17 protein-coding genes are annotated in these 16,590 nt (G+C 44.9%); 11 read left to right on the top strand and 6 right to left on the bottom strand.

Annotated features, from left to right (window positions below; translation table 11 throughout):
* Nucleotides 1-46: 46 nt before the first annotated feature.
* Together IC230_RS20355 and IC230_RS20350 are read right to left on the bottom strand one after the other, a co-directional pair.
* Nucleotides 47-1,033: a hypothetical protein gene (locus IC230_RS20355; RefSeq protein WP_191040896.1), complete on the bottom strand. Its 987-nt coding sequence runs from the start codon at nt 1,031-1,033 to the stop codon at nt 47-49.
* Between the two features lie 337 nt (nt 1,034-1,370).
* Nucleotides 1,371-1,523 carry a hypothetical protein gene (locus IC230_RS20350; protein WP_191040895.1) on the bottom strand — a complete coding sequence of 51 codons (153 nt, stop codon included), beginning with the start codon at nt 1,521-1,523 and terminating at the stop codon, nt 1,371-1,373.
* Between the two features lie 136 nt (nt 1,524-1,659).
* Between IC230_RS20350 and IC230_RS20345 the strand changes: the two genes are divergently transcribed.
* Together IC230_RS20345 and IC230_RS20340 are read left to right on the top strand one after the other, a co-directional pair.
* A complete protein-coding gene (locus IC230_RS20345) occupies nt 1,660-2,709 on the top strand; it encodes a sensor histidine kinase (RefSeq protein ID WP_191040894.1) in 1,050 nt (349 codons plus the stop codon).
* A complete protein-coding gene (locus IC230_RS20340) occupies nt 2,678-3,436 on the top strand; it encodes a LytR/AlgR family response regulator transcription factor (RefSeq protein ID WP_191040893.1) in 759 nt (252 codons plus the stop codon). Before IC230_RS20345 ends, IC230_RS20340 begins: the two co-directional genes overlap by 32 nt.
* 305 nt (nt 3,437-3,741) lie before the next feature.
* Here IC230_RS20340 and IC230_RS34815 read toward each other — a convergent pair whose 3' ends face one another.
* Nucleotides 3,742-3,930, bottom strand: a complete 189-nt coding sequence (locus IC230_RS34815; protein WP_223860760.1) for an MBL fold metallo-hydrolase — start codon at nt 3,928-3,930, stop codon at nt 3,742-3,744.
* Between the two features lie 41 nt (nt 3,931-3,971).
* Here IC230_RS34815 and IC230_RS20330 point away from each other — a divergent pair, with 41 nt between their 5' ends.
* Nucleotides 3,972-4,226 carry a hypothetical protein gene (locus IC230_RS20330; protein WP_191040892.1) on the top strand — a complete coding sequence of 85 codons (255 nt, stop codon included), beginning with the start codon at nt 3,972-3,974 and terminating at the stop codon, nt 4,224-4,226.
* A gap of 459 nt (nt 4,227-4,685) precedes the next feature.
* Here the strand turns inward: IC230_RS20330 and IC230_RS20325 are convergent, their stop codons facing one another.
* Nucleotides 4,686-8,774: a hybrid sensor histidine kinase/response regulator transcription factor gene (locus IC230_RS20325; RefSeq protein ID WP_191040891.1), complete on the bottom strand. Its 4,089-nt coding sequence runs from the start codon at nt 8,772-8,774 to the stop codon at nt 4,686-4,688.
* A gap of 286 nt (nt 8,775-9,060) precedes the next feature.
* Between IC230_RS20325 and IC230_RS20320 the strand changes: the two genes are divergently transcribed.
* The 4 genes from IC230_RS20320 (at nt 9,061) to IC230_RS20315 (ending at nt 11,580) form a co-directional block, all read left to right on the top strand.
* Nucleotides 9,061-9,258, top strand: a complete 198-nt coding sequence (locus IC230_RS20320) for a hypothetical protein (RefSeq protein ID WP_191040890.1) — start codon at nt 9,061-9,063, stop codon at nt 9,256-9,258.
* 969 nt (nt 9,259-10,227) lie between these two features.
* Nucleotides 10,228-10,362 (top strand): hypothetical protein, encoded by a 135-nt coding sequence (locus IC230_RS34505; protein WP_262893174.1) that lies wholly within the window; start codon nt 10,228-10,230, stop codon nt 10,360-10,362.
* A 374-nt stretch (nt 10,363-10,736) separates the two neighbouring features.
* Nucleotides 10,737-10,895 carry a hypothetical protein gene (locus IC230_RS34810; RefSeq protein WP_394355500.1) on the top strand — a complete coding sequence of 53 codons (159 nt, stop codon included), beginning with the start codon at nt 10,737-10,739 and terminating at the stop codon, nt 10,893-10,895.
* Nucleotides 10,896-11,076: 181 nt separating this feature from the next.
* On the top strand, nt 11,077-11,580 hold the full coding sequence (locus tag IC230_RS20315; RefSeq protein WP_191040889.1) for a hypothetical protein: 504 nt from the start codon (nt 11,077-11,079) through the stop codon (nt 11,578-11,580).
* 163 nt (nt 11,581-11,743) lie between these two features.
* On the opposite strand, the gene IC230_RS20310 is transcribed toward IC230_RS20315, so the two are convergent.
* Nucleotides 11,744-11,890 (bottom strand): hypothetical protein, encoded by a 147-nt coding sequence (locus IC230_RS20310; protein WP_191040888.1) that lies wholly within the window; start codon nt 11,888-11,890, stop codon nt 11,744-11,746.
* An 18-nt stretch (nt 11,891-11,908) separates the two neighbouring features.
* A complete protein-coding gene (locus tag IC230_RS20305; protein WP_191040887.1) occupies nt 11,909-12,424 on the bottom strand; it encodes an Lrp/AsnC family transcriptional regulator in 516 nt (171 codons plus the stop codon).
* Between the two features lie 121 nt (nt 12,425-12,545).
* On the opposite strand from IC230_RS20305, the gene IC230_RS20300 reads away from it, so the two are divergent.
* The 4 genes from IC230_RS20300 (at nt 12,546) to IC230_RS20285 (ending at nt 16,538) form a co-directional block, all read left to right on the top strand.
* Nucleotides 12,546-13,745 (top strand): diaminopropionate ammonia-lyase, encoded by a 1,200-nt coding sequence (locus IC230_RS20300; RefSeq protein WP_191040886.1) that lies wholly within the window; start codon nt 12,546-12,548, stop codon nt 13,743-13,745.
* 19 nt (nt 13,746-13,764) lie between these two features.
* A complete protein-coding gene (locus IC230_RS20295) occupies nt 13,765-14,829 on the top strand; it encodes an amidohydrolase (protein WP_191040885.1) in 1,065 nt (354 codons plus the stop codon).
* A 620-nt stretch (nt 14,830-15,449) separates the two neighbouring features.
* A complete protein-coding gene (locus IC230_RS20290) occupies nt 15,450-15,875 on the top strand; it encodes a response regulator (protein WP_191040884.1) in 426 nt (141 codons plus the stop codon).
* Nucleotides 15,876-16,208: 333 nt separating this feature from the next.
* The gene (locus tag IC230_RS20285; RefSeq protein WP_191040883.1) at nt 16,209-16,538 is read left to right on the top strand and encodes a serine hydrolase; all 330 of its coding nucleotides are present in this window, start codon (nt 16,209-16,211) and stop codon (nt 16,536-16,538) included.
* Nucleotides 16,539-16,590: the final 52 nt, after the last annotated feature.

Below are 16,590 nucleotides of genomic sequence, written 5' to 3'. Positions count from 1 at the left end.
GAAACTAAGTTTGCTCCGTTGTGGCCACAACGGAGCAAACTTAGTTTCAGTCGGGTTTGCACTGCGGGCCACAGAGCCACTTGGGTTTGCATTGTGAATAGGAACAAGCTGCATCGTGGAGATAACATTCTACGGCCGCAAACCAACAGCAACCGGAGTAATTGCCACAACAGCCCCAATCTGAGCCACGCAGACAATCCAGGACTAAACTTTTAGCCACTCCATTTTCAGCCTCTTTTCCCTCAATCCGGGCCTGCTTCATTGACACTGCCCGGGATACAGAGTTATTTATCCGTTGTAAGAAAAATTCTTTCGGCTCCACAAACTCGAAAACTTCACTCGATGGGATCGTTTTTTCGTTTGCTTTTTGTTCCAGGAAACGTAGAAGTGTTTTTTCCTTATCGTTCAGTTTATAGCTGCCGTTTTTTAATAAAGTAGCGTACAGACCTGGGCTGATCGAAACATCTTCCTGACACAGAAAAAATGTTTTATCCACGAAATAGCCCGGATGAGGTGTGCAGCCACAATCCTGGGTCGCTCCTGCTCGCTTCATCGAGTTTAATATGGCTTTGTGAAAAGCTACCGATTGAATAACCGGCGAAAAACCGTTGGTAGACTTATCGGCAATAATAGCTTCGCCAAAAATTTCGAATAACTCGGACATCGTCCTGACGTCCGCCGGCTTAGAGCGTTTGGCTAAGCTCTTGGCCTGATTTATTACTTTTTCGTGCTGAAGCAATTTGTAGGCTGTCTCACTTACGTCCAGGGAAAAGTTGATTGTTGCCAGCGGTGAACTGCCCACTTCAGCATTAAAAAACTCCAGGGAAGACTCCGTGATGGAATTAATCTCCTTCGCCCGATAAATCAGCGTCATAAATCCCGATTTATACTGAGCACTAAACGCATCAACTTTATTTTCTTTAATAGCTAATCTGTTCTCCGGAATGCTTTCTTCCGAAAAATTAGTCTTGTTACAAGCATAAAAGACGAGGCTAATAACCAATACGCACACGATAGCGAAGAATCGTTTCATAAAAACTAGTTTAGAGGTTAACTTATTAAGTATAAACACACGCTCTTTCCAATCCAGCCTAGACAATATGTAAGGATAAGAAACACCATTTTTTTTCCGCCGAAAAGGGTTAATTAACTACTAGTTACTACCCGACATGAAGTAGTAGTGGAAAATATTCCGGATACAGGAAGTTAACAGGTCGACATTGACTACTTGAGCAAGAGCCCTGCTGATCATCCAGGATCAGGAAGGTCTGGTGTTAAAATGAGCTTTTTCATCGGCATGTCTAGCTTGGGTGAAATACGCAACATAGTGACTAAATAGAGCAATCCAGTAACACGGGCTGGTCGTTGGATTAAAAGTAAGCTTCCGCTTTATAGCAATAAAGTGGGCCGGGTTCAATACAGGCAAACCGATGCCATTTAGCCGCTAAGTGTCGATGAATGCAATCGGTCGACTGAACGATGACTTCTACTGGTTGCTCGTTACCTTTGTTTGCGGTCAGCACGGTGGAAGCCAGCCTGACCTTTTGCTGTCTTAGTAAGTGCTAAACCCATCAATTCCCCACGTATTGACCTAATTTTAACACGCGCCACCGTATCCTTAAGGCATTAGCCTGGATAGTCTGTCTAGCCCTGATCACTTTGTTCTATTGGCTATCCCTGGAAACCAGTGGGACAAAGGCCGGTATGGTCCCAAACGGGACGGTTGCTGGCTGGTTAGCCACCGGCCATACGCTGCTTCTGGCAGGCGCCTATTACTGGATTACCCGCGTTTTATACCCTACACTCTTACAGCAGCGTTGGCTCTCGGCTTCTGGGCAGACTTTGGGCTTATACCTGCTCACTGGCCTAGGAACTTACTGGCTCTACCAAGGGGTGGGTGGGGGCTTTCTGGTTGCCCATACCTCCCTTTACCAGAGTAACACTCCGTTCAAACAAGCCGCTGCGGTTGCCGCTGCGCTGGGACATGACATTCTCCTGCCCAACTGGTGGCTTTATAGTCTGCTAGTGACGGCGGTTTCGCTGAAGATCGTCCGGGATGCCTACCAGACTAAAACACAGGCTCTACAACTCGAAATGAACTTATTACGCTCGCAGATTAACCCGCATTTTCTCTTCAATACGCTCAATAACATCTACTCACTGGTTGAAGCTAAAGATGTCTACGCGGCCGAAATCCTACTTAAGTTTGGCGATATTATGCGCTACACGCTTTATGAGAGTAATACCAACTTCATTGCTTTACAGCAGGAGATCACCATGCTCAAAGACTACATCGAACTCGAGCAGATCCGCCACGATGTAACGGCTCCAGCCACCATCCAGTTTGATGAGCCAGGAGAGAATTATGAATCGGTCATTCCTCCGCTTTTGCTGATCACCCTGGTGGAAAATGCCTTCAAGCACGGAATTCAGGCCACCATCGGCTCATCCTGGGTGACAATGAGGCTGGAAATGGATGAACACCAACTGCACTTTCAGGTCAGTAATAATAAACCGCCAGTGCCCTCGGTCCGGGCTACCCGCCATAAAATCAATGTTCACCGGGTTGGTCTGGACAATATCCGGCGTAGGCTACAACTGCTTTATCCAAATGACCACGTGCTAACCATTGCTGACCAAGTTGATTGTTTCACGGTTCAATTAATCATCCCTAAGCATGGCCCTTCCTCTTTCCTGCCTGGTCATTGACGACGAGCCACTAGCCTGCCAGTTGCTCGAACGATTTATTGGCCGGGTGGATTCGCTTTGCTGGCTAAGCAGTTGCTCAAACGCCGTTGATGCCCTCTCGCTGATTCGCCAGCACCGCCCAAACCTACTGTTTCTGGATATTGAAATGCCGGAAGTGAACGGTCTTGAGTTGCTCAGTAGTCTGCCTACCAATCGACCACAGGTAATCCTGACAACCGCCTTTCCGGATTATGCCCTGGACGGTTTTGAGTATGACGTGACGGATTACCTGCTAAAACCCATTCGGTTTGACCGTTTTCTGCGGGCTATCCATAAAGTACACGGCCGAAGCGAATTGATCAGCAGCGGTAGTGGGGCAGGCAACCTGGATCAGACCGCATTGGTAGAGAACCTTCCACCGCCCGACTCAACGCTGTGGCTAAAGGTCAATAAGCAGCAAATTCGTCTCCCCCTGAGTGAAATTGTATTCCTGGAAAGCATGAAGGATTACACCCATTTTACCCTGGAGGGTCAATCCCTGCGGGTCCACCAGCCCTTAAGTGCCATTGAGGCCTTGTTAGGTGAGGAGTTTTTGCGCATCAATCGCTCGTTCATTGTGCGATGCAGCGCCATCACGGCCATTAAGGCTAATGCGGTCGAATTAATTACCAAGCATCAGTTACCCATCGGTATCACCTACCGGGAATTAGTCCGGGATCGCTTAAGGCAATATATAAGCGCACCGTAGACGATCAGCGCCTGGGTAGCAAGTTGTTGGGCTTCGGTCCGGGGGTGACTGGTTGGTTTGTTCCAGGGGTATCGTTGCAAACGCGGACCCATGCCGGAGCGGCCACTGTAGCGCGGCTACAGACGGCGAAAGTTAGGCGTAACACGATCAATTTATTTGTTTTCGGGGTTTTCTTAGTAACGGGACAAAGAATTACTTTAAGCGTTTTAAATCTGTATTCAGTACCCGTTTGACGTAAAAATCAGGTACATTGATTTCTGGTATAAGTTTTGGATATAAGGCAAAGCTCAAATTTCATTAGTTTATCAGCTCTTCTCCATTGTACCGGAAATCCTTCGTTTTTGTAAAAAACTGAAAATCAGTAAAATTTGACATCGAATTTCCTTAGCGTAATTCTTTGTCTGGTTACTAAAAGAACCCCAAGTACGGGCACCGGTACGCCGACGTACTTCAGCCGCACTGCCAGCGTGGTCGATATGGCAGTGAGTAAGCAGCAGGTGGCGTCGAACTGAAAGCTTTCAATCCGGCGCTGCTGTTGGCGCAGTACCGCTTCGGCAATCAGGCGCCCATTACGCTCGAATCCGATGAACTGGTCATTGCCCAGCTGAATGTGGTGATACGAAATGGTGATCAGGGTGGTGGGTTCCAAACACTGAAACGAATAGCGGCTCGGTTTGCCCATCAGCAGGGAGGGGTAGTCGGTGACTCAATTCTTTACTGTGGAGAATCGGGTTGTTATTTCTTCCCCGGCCTGATTGCGATAATAGCCCCGGACAAGTCCCCTGGTTAGAAAACCGATGAGTTGATTGGGCTGATCGGCTTCCATAAAAAAGGCTATGGGGGCCAGACTATGCTGGATTAACCCATTCTTAAAGTAGTTCTACTCCTGGGTGGCGATTTGTGGATTGAGTGAGAGAAGTGCTTGCCGAACGGGTTCAAAAATATCCGTCATAGAGTTGTTGGATAGGGCTATTCTTAAATACACGTTTACCGGAATTGTTGCTTACAGTCAAGCCCAACTTCTTTCAAGATCGAGGTCACCTATATACAATCTCAAAATACTGTCCGGCCAAACGAAACACCCCAGATTTAGAACGGCCAGGATTTTTTGATTGAATAAAAAATAAATAAGCTGATTAAGGTGAAACAACCGAGACACCGTTGAGATTACTAAATTGTCTCCTCCCACCTTTTTCCGATTTTACTTGACGATGTACAATTTAAGCATGTTAGTTTAGGAGAGAGATTTTTATTTCATATACTCACTCGGATAGAGACCAAAAAACTTTTTAAACTCTCGACTAAAGTAACGTCGATCGTCAAAACCTACGGCCATTGCGACTTCATTAATATTTAAATTACTTTGTTGTAATAACTTTGCTGCTTTTTTCATGCGGATCGATTTGATAAAATCGTTAACCGACATGTCTGTAATCGCTTTGAGCTTTTTATAGAGTACGGGTTTGCTCATATTTACTTGAGCGGCTAGTTTTTCTGCGACAAACCCCTTTTCGAATAAATTCTCTTCTATAATCTGTACTAGTTTAACAATAAATTCTTCCTGTACAGTATTGATAGTTAGATGCTGTGGTTCGAGAGTAATAAGTCGGCTGTACTTTTGACGCATGATCTCACGCGCAGTGAAGTGGTTCCGTAAACAAAGCTCTAAGAGAGGCAGGTTCAAGGGCTTGATAAGATAACTATCGGCACCCGTCTCTAGACCTTCTATTTGATGAGCAACGGCTGCTTTTGCCGTAAGCAGTACAACCGGAATATGGTTTGTCCGGACATCGGTTTTTAACTTACGTAATAATGCCAGACCATCCATGTCAGCCATCATAATATCACTGATAACTAGGTCAGGTATGTGCTGGCAAGCCGCTTCCCATCCTACCTGCCCATTGATCGCTTCGATAATATGATATGTATTAATTAATACATCCCTGATGAAACTGCGTAGCTCATCATTATCATCAACGAGTAAAATAGTATGGTGCTGGCCAGATTCGGCTCTTTCTATGGCTTCTTGCGTTTTTACAGATACTTCTGATGAGAATTCCGCTGTTGGTAGCAGCGGAATAGAATCGACCAATTGCTCCCTGGTAAAATGATGATGCCCTTTCCGAAGCGCTAGGGTGAAACAGGTAAATCCATTGTTCCCGTTGCGAGCTTCCTGGCTCTCAACTGTCAATGTACCTCCATGTAATTCGGCAATCCTGCGTGATAAGGCAAGTCCAATCCCATAACCTGTGTTCGTTTCGCCCTGATTATATCCCTGAAAATAATTTGTGAATAGCTTTTTAATAGTTTCCTCTGATACTCCCCGACCGGTATCGGACACAGTAATAGCAACCCAATGCTCAGTCTCTTTCACGCTAATCTCAATAGTCCCTCCATCAGACATGAATTTAAAGGCGTTTGAGAGTAGATTGTAAATAACTTTCGCAAGTTGATTGGGGTCAAACCAGAGTACTAGGTGCTCAGGCTTGGCCGAAAAGATTAGATTCACATTCCTTTTTTCGGCTAGGTGTTGAAAGGATGTAATGCTATTTTTCAAAAAGGAAGTAACCTTGTTTTGGGAAACATAAAGTTGCAATTCATTGCTTTCCGCTTTCCGGAAATCCAGTAATTCGGTGACTAGGGTTAACAAGCGATCGGAGTTACTTTTAGCGTATGTTAAGTGTTTCTGGAGCTCAGGATTGTCTTTTTCTAGACTCAGTAATCGATCGATAGGACCAGTGATTAACGTAAGGTTTGTGCGAATTTCATGAGAGATGTTGGTAAAGAAATCAAGCTTGGCTTGATTCAGAAGGTGTTCCTGTTTAATCCGACCCCTTAGCCAGTAATACCGGAGAATGACAGACAAAACAACGACAGCCAGTATCCCATAAAGTGAATAAGCCCACCAACTTTTCCACCAGGGAGGCAATATCACTAAGCTAAGCTTAGTTGGATTCGGATTCCAGATTCCATCATTATTGGCCCCGTTTACTAGTAGGGTATAGGTACCATAGGGAAGATTATTGTAGGTGATAGACGGTGCTTTAATAGAGTGCCATTCCTGGTCAAGCCCTTCCAGTTTATAGGCATACTGGTTTTTTTCTGGCTTGATGTAATTCAGAACCGCAAACGTAAGCGTGAAAAAATTTTGCTGATAGCTGAACCTTATTTGGTCTGTCTGACTGATATCTAGGTTTAGTAAATGGGTTTTATCGTTGATGGAAACGGCTTTATTGGCCACTTCCAGGCCAGTAAATACGACAGGCGGGGGATACTGATTAAGCTTAATATCGGCTGGGTTAAAATAGACTAACCCTTTATTGGTGCCAAAATATAATTCTCCATTAGTAGCACGGTAGCTAGCATTAGGCATAATTTCGCTCCCGGCAAGACCATCAGAACGAGTATACTGCTGGCTGCGTTTAGTCCCTACATTAAAGCGAATCAGTCCCCGGTACGTACCAAGCCATAGCGAATTAGCGGCGTCACTCTCAATGGACGTTATTCTAGTCCGGCTTAAGTCGCTGGTAAAGTTGTAATCAACAAATGTGTTCTTCTTGGCATCATATAGCTTCAGCCCACCATAACTTGTTCCTAGCCATAATCTTCCGTAACGATCTTCATGCATACAATTTACCCATTCCGGAGCGTCTCCGGCACGGACATTTATGGTAAAGGGTATCCAGCAGAAACGCGTACTTTTGTCCTTAAGTAAACACATGCCCCCTTTACCGCCAATCCAGATATTCTTGTGACTATCTTCTAATAAGATATCACTTAATGCTACCTGATTAGTGAATCGATGATAACGCCGTAAGCTTCCTTTCTCTTGATCAAAAAGATCAATTTCCCTACCGAAAGTCACCCAAAATCGTTGTTGACTATCCTCAAGTATGGCCCGCATCGTATTTTCATTACCCGAAGCAGAATCCTGATGATTTGTTGGGTATAACATCCATTGGCGGTGATTGGGTGATATTCGACTTAAATCACCACGTTGCGTACCCACCCAGGTGTATCCACTTTTGTCGACAAATACAGTTTTAATTAACTTGGATGGCAGATACCTTCTAAATCTATTATCAACTCTATAATTGGCCAATAAACCCGTTTGAAGATTTACATAATCCAGGCTTGTACTATTGATATTAATCCAAAAGTTTTGACGTTGATCTTCCCGAATAGAACTTACAGCTCTATGGGTAATTCCTCTTGCCGGCTTTGATTGCTCTATGGTTTTAAAGGGAGTGAAAGTTGGATAAAGGACATTAACGCCCGATATATATGTACCAAGCCAAATTGACTGTTGGTTATCTTCAAAAATTACGAAAATACTATTGTCACTTAAACTCTGAGAATTTCTCGGATCATTTTGATATTCGGTAACTTCCATTGAAATAGGATTCAGTCGAATAGCCCCTTGTAACGTACCAATCCATATACGCCCCTGCTTATCCAGTTGCATACAATTAATTTCATTGTACGTTGAAAGCCCAGGCGTTAGATTAGGCCAATGGATAAATGATTCATTGACGGGATCATAAGAGTCTATCTTTCCACTCTTTGTACCAATCCACAGTTTATTGTGTTGATCACAGATTACAGCAGAGACCGAGTTTTCAATCAGGCTATTGGATTTATTCGCTTGGTGTGTGAAGGTTTTATAACCAATACCAGTTTTAGTAAATGTCATCCTGATCAATCCAGTATTGGTGGCTAACCACAAGTTGCCTTGCTGATCCTCACATATACCATTGATACGTATCATAGCTTGATTAGGAGCAGTGGGCTTAATTTCAGAATACAAATACCGCTCGAACTTATTCAAATTATCATTAACCAGTCTATTTAATCCATTATCAGTCCCAATCCATTTTGTACCTTTTCGATCTTCATATAAACAAAATATTCGATCATTACTTAAACTTTTTTTGTTTTCTGGATCATGAAAATACCGCTGAAACGAATCGCTTTCGGGTTTATATTTATTTAATCCTTTAAAGGTCCCAATCCACAATGTATGGTGGGTGTCGCTAAGCGAAGAACTTATCCTGTTGTACGAAATACTAGTAGGATTAGTAGGATCATTAGTGTACGTTTTAAACGATCGTGAATCATAGCGACTGAGGCCTTCGGGTGTGCCGAACCATAAAAAACCTCGCGCATCCTGTGTAATAGATAATACTGTATTTTGAGCTAGGCCACTCTGTATATCAAAGAAATGAAATACAGGTGTTTGCGCTAGGCAACAAGACCATAAAATGATACTATAAAGTAAAAAAATAAAATTGATTCTACTGGACATTGCCGATCTAAGATGTTCATAAAACGTTTTCATAAGGGTTATACTATACCACTGACTATTTAATGTGACCTATTATAAAAGTAATGCATAAGTCTACGGTATCTGACTTAAGACTCTGCTTAATTGGAGTAATTTACAATTTTCACACTTATATTACCAATTTTCATACCTTACCTTAATGTTGCTTTATAATCATAAATAATAACTATACAATTTTCCCACTTTTTAGCTCCAATAGTCCTACCAATTTTATTATTAATTATTTCAATTTTGACCTCAAGAATCACCTATAATTTTACCTTAATTATCGAATAAAATAATGAAAAAAAATAAAGTTGAAGATTCGGCAAATAAAAAGTATGATGAAGGAGAGCTTTATCCACACCATTCCTGTAAACACTCTAGCGACAAATTTGAGGCTCTTTACAAACAGTATGTCATAAAAGTGATACAAAGACAACAAAATCTGTCAGATGAGCTTTTTCAGAAAGTGTTTAGCAGGCTGAATAATTTGTAAAGATTTGGTATTGGATCGTGAATAAGTCTGTGAAAATTAGTTGTAATAATTAAACGCTAATTCGCTAAGCGAGTCAAATGAAATTGGACCAAACGAGTAAAATGAGAAGGGACGATTCAGTAATTGAAAAGGAGAAACCGTTGTTTCACCTTGATTATGTACAATTCGGCCAAAACTCCCAAAGCCAAACGAGCAGCCTCCCAATACTGCACATTTACCGAGCGTAAGCCCGCTCTATTTTTCATCAAAGACATTCAGCCGCAACGGCAGACCGTGACAGACCCGACGTCAATACACCGTGGAAGAAAAAATACTCATCGTGCTGGAAGGTCTGTAAGGCGAACAGTTTGTAACCGAAATCCGTCGGTTAGAAGTGCTCAATACCAAGATTTGTTATCGTTGGAACGGACCGCCGTTGCGGTAAGGAGTTTTTGGAGGCTGGCAAGAGGTGGTTAGCTGGGGATACCACCCGGGAAGCTAGGGCTCCAGAAGTCCAGTACATCAAAGCGGAAAATGAGACTCTTAAGCAACTGGTGGGCAAGCTGAGTCTGAATAATAGTAGATTAAAAAAGGCGGTCCGCCACCGCAGCTTAAAGCCGACGACTAATCGCTATCATCATATGATTCAGTCCGAGAAAAATATAAATTATCACGTTGGCGGAGCAGTCGCCTTTGAGCGTTAAAGCCACCTTACAGGAGTTAAGCATCAACCGGTCGACGTTTTATAAGTGCCGGGCCACTGGTGCGATACAAACGTTATTTGCAGGATGGCTATGATGGCTTGGCCGATCAGGCATATCGACACCAGTGCTTGGAACCAACTGCTTCGGCGGTCCGATGCCACCCGCAGAGAAAAACTGTGTGGTAGAGCTAGCCTTAGAACGGTCTGATCTGTCTGGCTAAGAATTGGCCTGTTATATTGTTGACAATGAGGGGTGGTTTGTCTCAGATTCAACCGTTTACCATATTTTGAAAAGTCGGGGCTTAATTACGGCTCCAGCTTATCGGTTGATGGAAGCGGATGATGAGTTCTATAACCCGACTACCGCGCCCAACCAACTTTGGCAGACCGACTTTACCGCACCGGAGGCCCGGCTATTTTAAGATCAAGAACTGGGGTTGATATTATCTGTCAACCCTGCTGGATGACTATTCTCGTTACGTTCTAGCTTGGGTACTGTGTCCGGGTATGTAGGCGACGGACGTAGAGAGCATTGTCCAAGCAGCTCTACAAGCCAGTAGTTTGACTGCTGGTCAGCGCCCGCGTATGCTGTCGGACAATGGCTCAGCTTACGTGTCTCGGTAATTAAAAGAGTATTTGAAAGGAGAAAGCATTGAGCATTTTCGCAGCGCTCCCTTTCATCCGATGACGCAACCAGGTAGCCGGAGCGGATAAGATCGAGCGCTAACGGTCCGCCGTCGCGGCATCGGTCGATGAAAATGTGCTGTTATTAGAGCACTAATACAGTCCGGAAGAATTGAGAGAACGCCTAACGGAGTGGGTAGCTTACTACAATCACCAACGCTACCATGTATCACTCGAGAATTTACGTCCCGCTGATGAGTACTGGGGTCGCCAAGACCAAATTGTAGCGGAACGGCAAAAAACTAAGCAGTTATCGCTGCTCAAACTCTGAAAAAGCAGCCCACCGCAGTGGTCATATTTATTAGCGTTTGCAACGTGCTTAAAAGTATTTTTTTCTTTTTCACCGCTCCAGCGGCTCGGCCGCATCTGTCCACTTTCGGTTACCGATATGCATGTAGTGGATCATTGTCGACTGGACTAATCGATGTATTCACTCTAACTGTTTTTCTAAAATGTATCTCAGGCTCAATGTAATTGATAGTAATCAAGAGAAACGTCAATTTATTTTTCAATTTGAAAATTTAGAAATTGGGTTTGACATCGTCAATCGTATTAAAAAACAGGGGGATATTTTGATTAGCGCTGACCTCATTGACGATTATCAGCGAACAAGCTTACCGGTAGAGGCATTTGATGGTGTTTCATTCTTAGCTGAGCTTAAGCAATTAGAACTAGAATGGATTTCTATTTTGGCTAAGTCCTTTCCAATAAGATTACGGCTAGATTTAGAGGCCACTCATTGGTATAGAAAGAAATTGAGTTTTTACGAACAGAGTATTGTTAGACTAGAATTAATGATTAGCGACGTAAATAGCCGGTGTGAACACCAGGAAATCCCCTTTAGAACAAAAAGCGAAGTGGTCTTTAATCGGTATCAGTCTATAGTAAGACGCTATGAAGCTCAACTCAAGCAAGCTCATTGGATACGTAAATTGATACTTGATCGACTTCAGTAATAGGCGAAAATGCGTTTCCTACTTTGGAAGTAAAGTACGAAAATTGTAAGTAGACAGTAAATCAATAAACGGTTGTTAACTTATTCTCACTAAACGCTCCTAGATGAGACGTTGGAGTTTTCATGTATACGCTTCACTAATTGGGCGATTATAAAGACAACTTTTACAGGGCGATTGGCTTTCGCTGCCGGTCTAGAGCTAGCAGAAATACCGTTAAAATAATTAACACCGCTCCCAAATAATCAACCCATTGCCAACGAATATCAAGCCAGATTTCCGACAGCAGGGCGGCTGACGGTGGTATTTGCACGTTTGTTTCGTTAAGCAGTCAACCATTAGACCCTCGGTTGATCGGAGGGCTTACCAATTGAGCTTGACTGGCTTCTGGTATTGAGACTGACAAACCTACCTTTACCCGATCCATGGTCACAAAGGTTCGAAAACGTTTCACATTGCTATTGTCAAAAAACAGCTGCCGGGTAATCTGCTCGTATTCGATCATACTGGATACCACGATGACCAAAACAAAATCAGCCTCGCCCGTTACATAGTAGCATTGTTGAACGGCGATCAGATCGGTGAACCGTCGTTTCGCTTCGTCAATGTATTCTTTCCGTTCATTAACCATTTCCACTTCTACGAATAACGTGATCTCCCGATTTACGCTGGCCGGATTAATAACGGCCACATTAGCTTGAATGATGCCCGATGTATTCAGCGCCTTGATACGACGGTTCACCGCTGCCGCCGATAGATTAACAGCGTGCCCAATGTCTCGTTGCGACATCATATTATTTTGTTGAAGAATTCCTAGAATAGCCAGGTCAAACCGATCGAGTTGCATAGCGTACTATTTATGGTCAACAGGAAGCGACTTTGTGAAATATTGTTGCAATAAAGACTCAATATTAGACGAAAAATTACACTCCCATTGAAATAATTTTGCATAACATTTTGACATGTCTATGATTCATTTCAACGAGAGTACTACGTTTAACCAACCTCTGACTGAAGTCGACAGTCAGTTACTCGGTGAGTTGTCAGCCCAGGCCAGTCAACGATTCTGGCAATCACAGCCCGCTTATCGCCCAACGCCATTACAGGCACTTTCTGCACTAGCCAGCTCACTTTCAATTGGCGAACTGTATGTAAAAGACGAAGCGCATCGATTGGGTCTGCAAAGTTTCAAAGCCTTGGGAGGAGCCTATGCCGTCGTTACATTAGCCCAAGAAGAAGTAGCTAAAAGGCTTGGTCAACAGGTTTCCTGGGAAACCCTGCGTCAACCGATTCACCAGGAAGTCATTCAACGGCTCACGTTTGCGTGTGCTACGGACGGTAATCATGGCCGATCAGTGGCGTTCGGCGCGCAACTCGTCGGCGCCAAGGCCGTTATTTTTGTCCATCCCGGTGTCAGCCAACGCCGTCGGCAGCGTATGGCCGAGCTGGGTGCGCAGATTGTGGAAGTGCCAGGAAGCTACGACGATGCCGTGCGAGAAGCCAGCCGGGTGAGCGACCGAAACGGATGGCTGCTTACCTCGGATACCTCCTGGCCAGGTTACGAACACGTTCCCGGTTTGGTCATGCAGGGCTATTTGACCTTGTGGCAGGAGTCGATCAGCCAGTTACCCCGTCTACCCTCGCATATTTTTATTCAAGCGGGCGTTGGTGGATTAGCCGCGGCCCTTGCGGGTCACCTAGCCAGTTGCTGGGGGGCGGACCGGCCTAAGATCATTATCGTTGAGCCGCAACGGGCGGCTTGTCTTTTCGAAAGTGCCAAGGCGGATCAGCGGGTCAGCCTTCCCCCCGGTGAGTCTACCGTGATGGCCATGCTCGAATGCTATGAGCCTTCAGCTATCGCCTGGCGCATTCTGCTCCGCACCACCGACGCGTTTCTGACCATTCGGGATGAAATGGCCATTGACAGCATGATTCGGTTAGCCCGTCCATTAGACGATGATCCGGCTATTATATCAGGAGAAAGTGGTGGCGCGGGCTTAGCCGGATTGCTCCAGGTCTGTCAGCATCAGGACTGGAGAGAAGCCCTAGGCATAACGAGTCATTCCTGCGTTATGGTCATCAATACCGAAGGGGCGACTGATCCCGACCGCTACGAAGCGTTGGTAGGCATTCCCCTGCTACCGGGTAGTAACGAATCCGTAAACTAATCACTAAACCTATTCATCGATGCTTTCTCAAAGCCTACTTGACTTAATACCAACCGTAACCGGCTGGCGACATCGCTTACACCAATTTCCCGAAGTGGGCTTTACCGAAAAGCAAACGGCCGCCTTTGTCGCGGCTAAGCTGCGCGAATTCGGGTTGGATATTGTCGTAGAAGGCATTGGTAAAACAGGGGTCGTCGGGACGCTTCGTCGCGGCTCGGCGACGCGTAGTTTGGCCCTGCGAGCGGACATGGATGCCTTAGCCATTTCAGAACAGGGACCTGCTGCCTACCGCTCCCAGCAAGAAGGAATTATGCATGCCTGTGGGCATGATGGCCACACCAGTATGCTGCTGGGCGCGGCTCATTGGTTAGCCCGGTATGGGGCGTTCGATGGCACCGTTCACTTTATTTTCCAGCCCGCCGAAGAATGGGGGAAAGGGGCTTTAGCGATGCTGGCCGATGGTCTGTTACAACAATGCCCGTTCGACGAAATCTATGGATTGCACAACTGGCCCGGCCTTCCCGTTGGCCACTTTGCCACTACAACGGGCGAGCTAATGGCGGCCGAGGATATTTTCACGATTACATTAACCGGGGTTGGTGGCCACGCATCCCGACCCCATAAAAGTAAAGATGTCTTAGTCGCCGCTAGTTCCTTAGTGCTTAGCCTACAAACCATTGTTGCCCGGCGAGTCGATCCGTCCCGTATTGCCGTTGTGTCGGTAACTGAATTTATGACGGATGGTATCCGAAACGCTTTACCCAATCAGGTCACCATCAAAGGCGATGTGCGAAGTTTCCAACCGGCAATCAGTCAACAGATTGAAACGGAACTCCGGCGAATCGCCACGGGTATCGCCCTGGCCAATGATTGTCAAGCTCTGGTTGCCTACGAGCGGGAATTTATTCCGCTGCGAAATGAGCCGGGCACGACGGCCATTGCGCTTCAGGCAGCCGCTCAAGTATTTGCGACTGGTTCGATTGACTCAGCGATGGAGGCTGTTACGGTATCGGAGGATTTTGCTCAGTTTCTTGAGCATGTACTGGGCAATTTTGCGCTGCTCGGTACATGCTCAAGAAACTGAGCAAAATCCTCCGATACGATTTTAATGATGACGCCTTACTATACGGCATCCAGTACTTCGTGGAGTTGGTACAAATGCGACTTAGTTAGGGAACTAGTTTAGTCTTTCTCATACGCTTGTTTTCCGTCTCCAGCCAGGAGTCAGTCATGAGTCGTTTATAAACTCTTATATCTTCAATTGGCTAACCACTAATAGCGTCTCAGCAAAGGCTCCAACATGAGACCAGTAGGAGTTTACGTATCAATAAATAGGGCGTTTAATTGGACAGCTTGTCTCAGGTACTGTCAACTACTATCCGTAGCATACGCCTGTCGGCGGGCGGGTTTGGCTTGCTGATTGTGGGTGTGTATTTCTTGAACAGCGAACGCAAAGCAGCTTTGTCATAGGACAGATCGGAGACGCAGGCCGTGCGGGAGTTTACCGATTGGGTAAAGGCCCAGCCGGAGAGAAAACGGCTATATGATCGCTATTATGACCCCTAAATCTATCCGTTGGCTATTGCCAATAATCTGGTTGGGTGTATAGGGTGAAACGCTCATTCATACATACGAAACATTTATATGTATTCATGTGTAGTGTTCATGTGAGTTTGTATTAAGCTCATTTTCAATCCTTTCCTTTTGTCAATTACCGGCCCCATAGTTTGTATCGAAGATGATGATGACGACCAACATTTAATGAGCGTAGCGATCAAGGAGCTACAAGTCGCCAATGAATTACGCTTTTTTACGGATGGCAAAACGGCGCTCCAGTATTTAGAGAGTACCCCCCAAAAGCCGTTTCTAATCTTGTGTGACATCAATTTGCCGCTCATGAATGGCATCGAGCTACGAAAGCAGCTTAACCAAAATGAATATCTAAGACGAAAATCTATTCCCTTCCTGTTTGTCTCGACAGCGGCCGATCCGGGCTTAGTTCAGACTGCTTACGACGAAACGGTCCAAGGTTACTTCAAAAAACCGGTACGCTATTCCGACCTGAAAGAGCAGATCAGGTTGATACTTGCTTATTGGAGTGAATGTCTTCATCCCGATAGTGATCTTTAACTGGACACCCGTCCAAAACGGTTAATGTCAGCGTGGAATTTAGAGTAGCTATCGATTAAAAAATACAACGCCCGGTCATGCTCACTGCACTACCGGGCGTTGTATTTTTCGAAGAGGTGTTATAAAACAAGAGTGGCTTTTGCAAAAGCGTATGCGACTAACCAAAGTTTACAGTTATTAACAAATAATCGTCTCAAAATACGCTCCCTAGTGAGACTAATCAGTTTTTATAAATGTGCTTCTTGAATTGGGAGGCTTAATCATACTACCTACGTTCCTAATTTTACCCGGTTGTTGTTGAACTATGCTGTATGAATACATAATTGAGCACACATGAAAATTCTTCTTATCCTGGTCGTACTATGGCCACTTTCACTAAGTGCACAAGTTCATTCGCCTATCATCACCCAGGCGATTGACAGCGTACTGGAAGCCAATCAAGTTCCGGCTATTGTAGCCGCAATCGTTAAGCCGACTCAAATTCTGTACGGCTATGGTGGACGAATTAGAGCCGACCGAACGGATACCATCAAGGCAACTAGTAAATTTCATTTAGGCTCTAATACCAAGGCCGTGACTAGTTTCATGGCCGCTAAACTAGTCGAACAAGGAAAACTAAAATGGACCGATAAGTTAGTAGCTGAAGTTACGCAACTGGGTTAACTGGACAAATTATCTTTGGTCATGCAAACCAACCTTGATCTCTACACGGACT

The sequence above is a fragment of the Spirosoma validum genome (assembly GCF_014699035.1).
Taxonomy (GTDB): domain Bacteria; phylum Bacteroidota; class Bacteroidia; order Cytophagales; family Spirosomataceae; genus Spirosoma; species Spirosoma validum.
The sequence above is the reverse complement of the archived record's forward strand: the minus strand, read 5'-3'. Positions and strand labels throughout refer to the sequence as shown.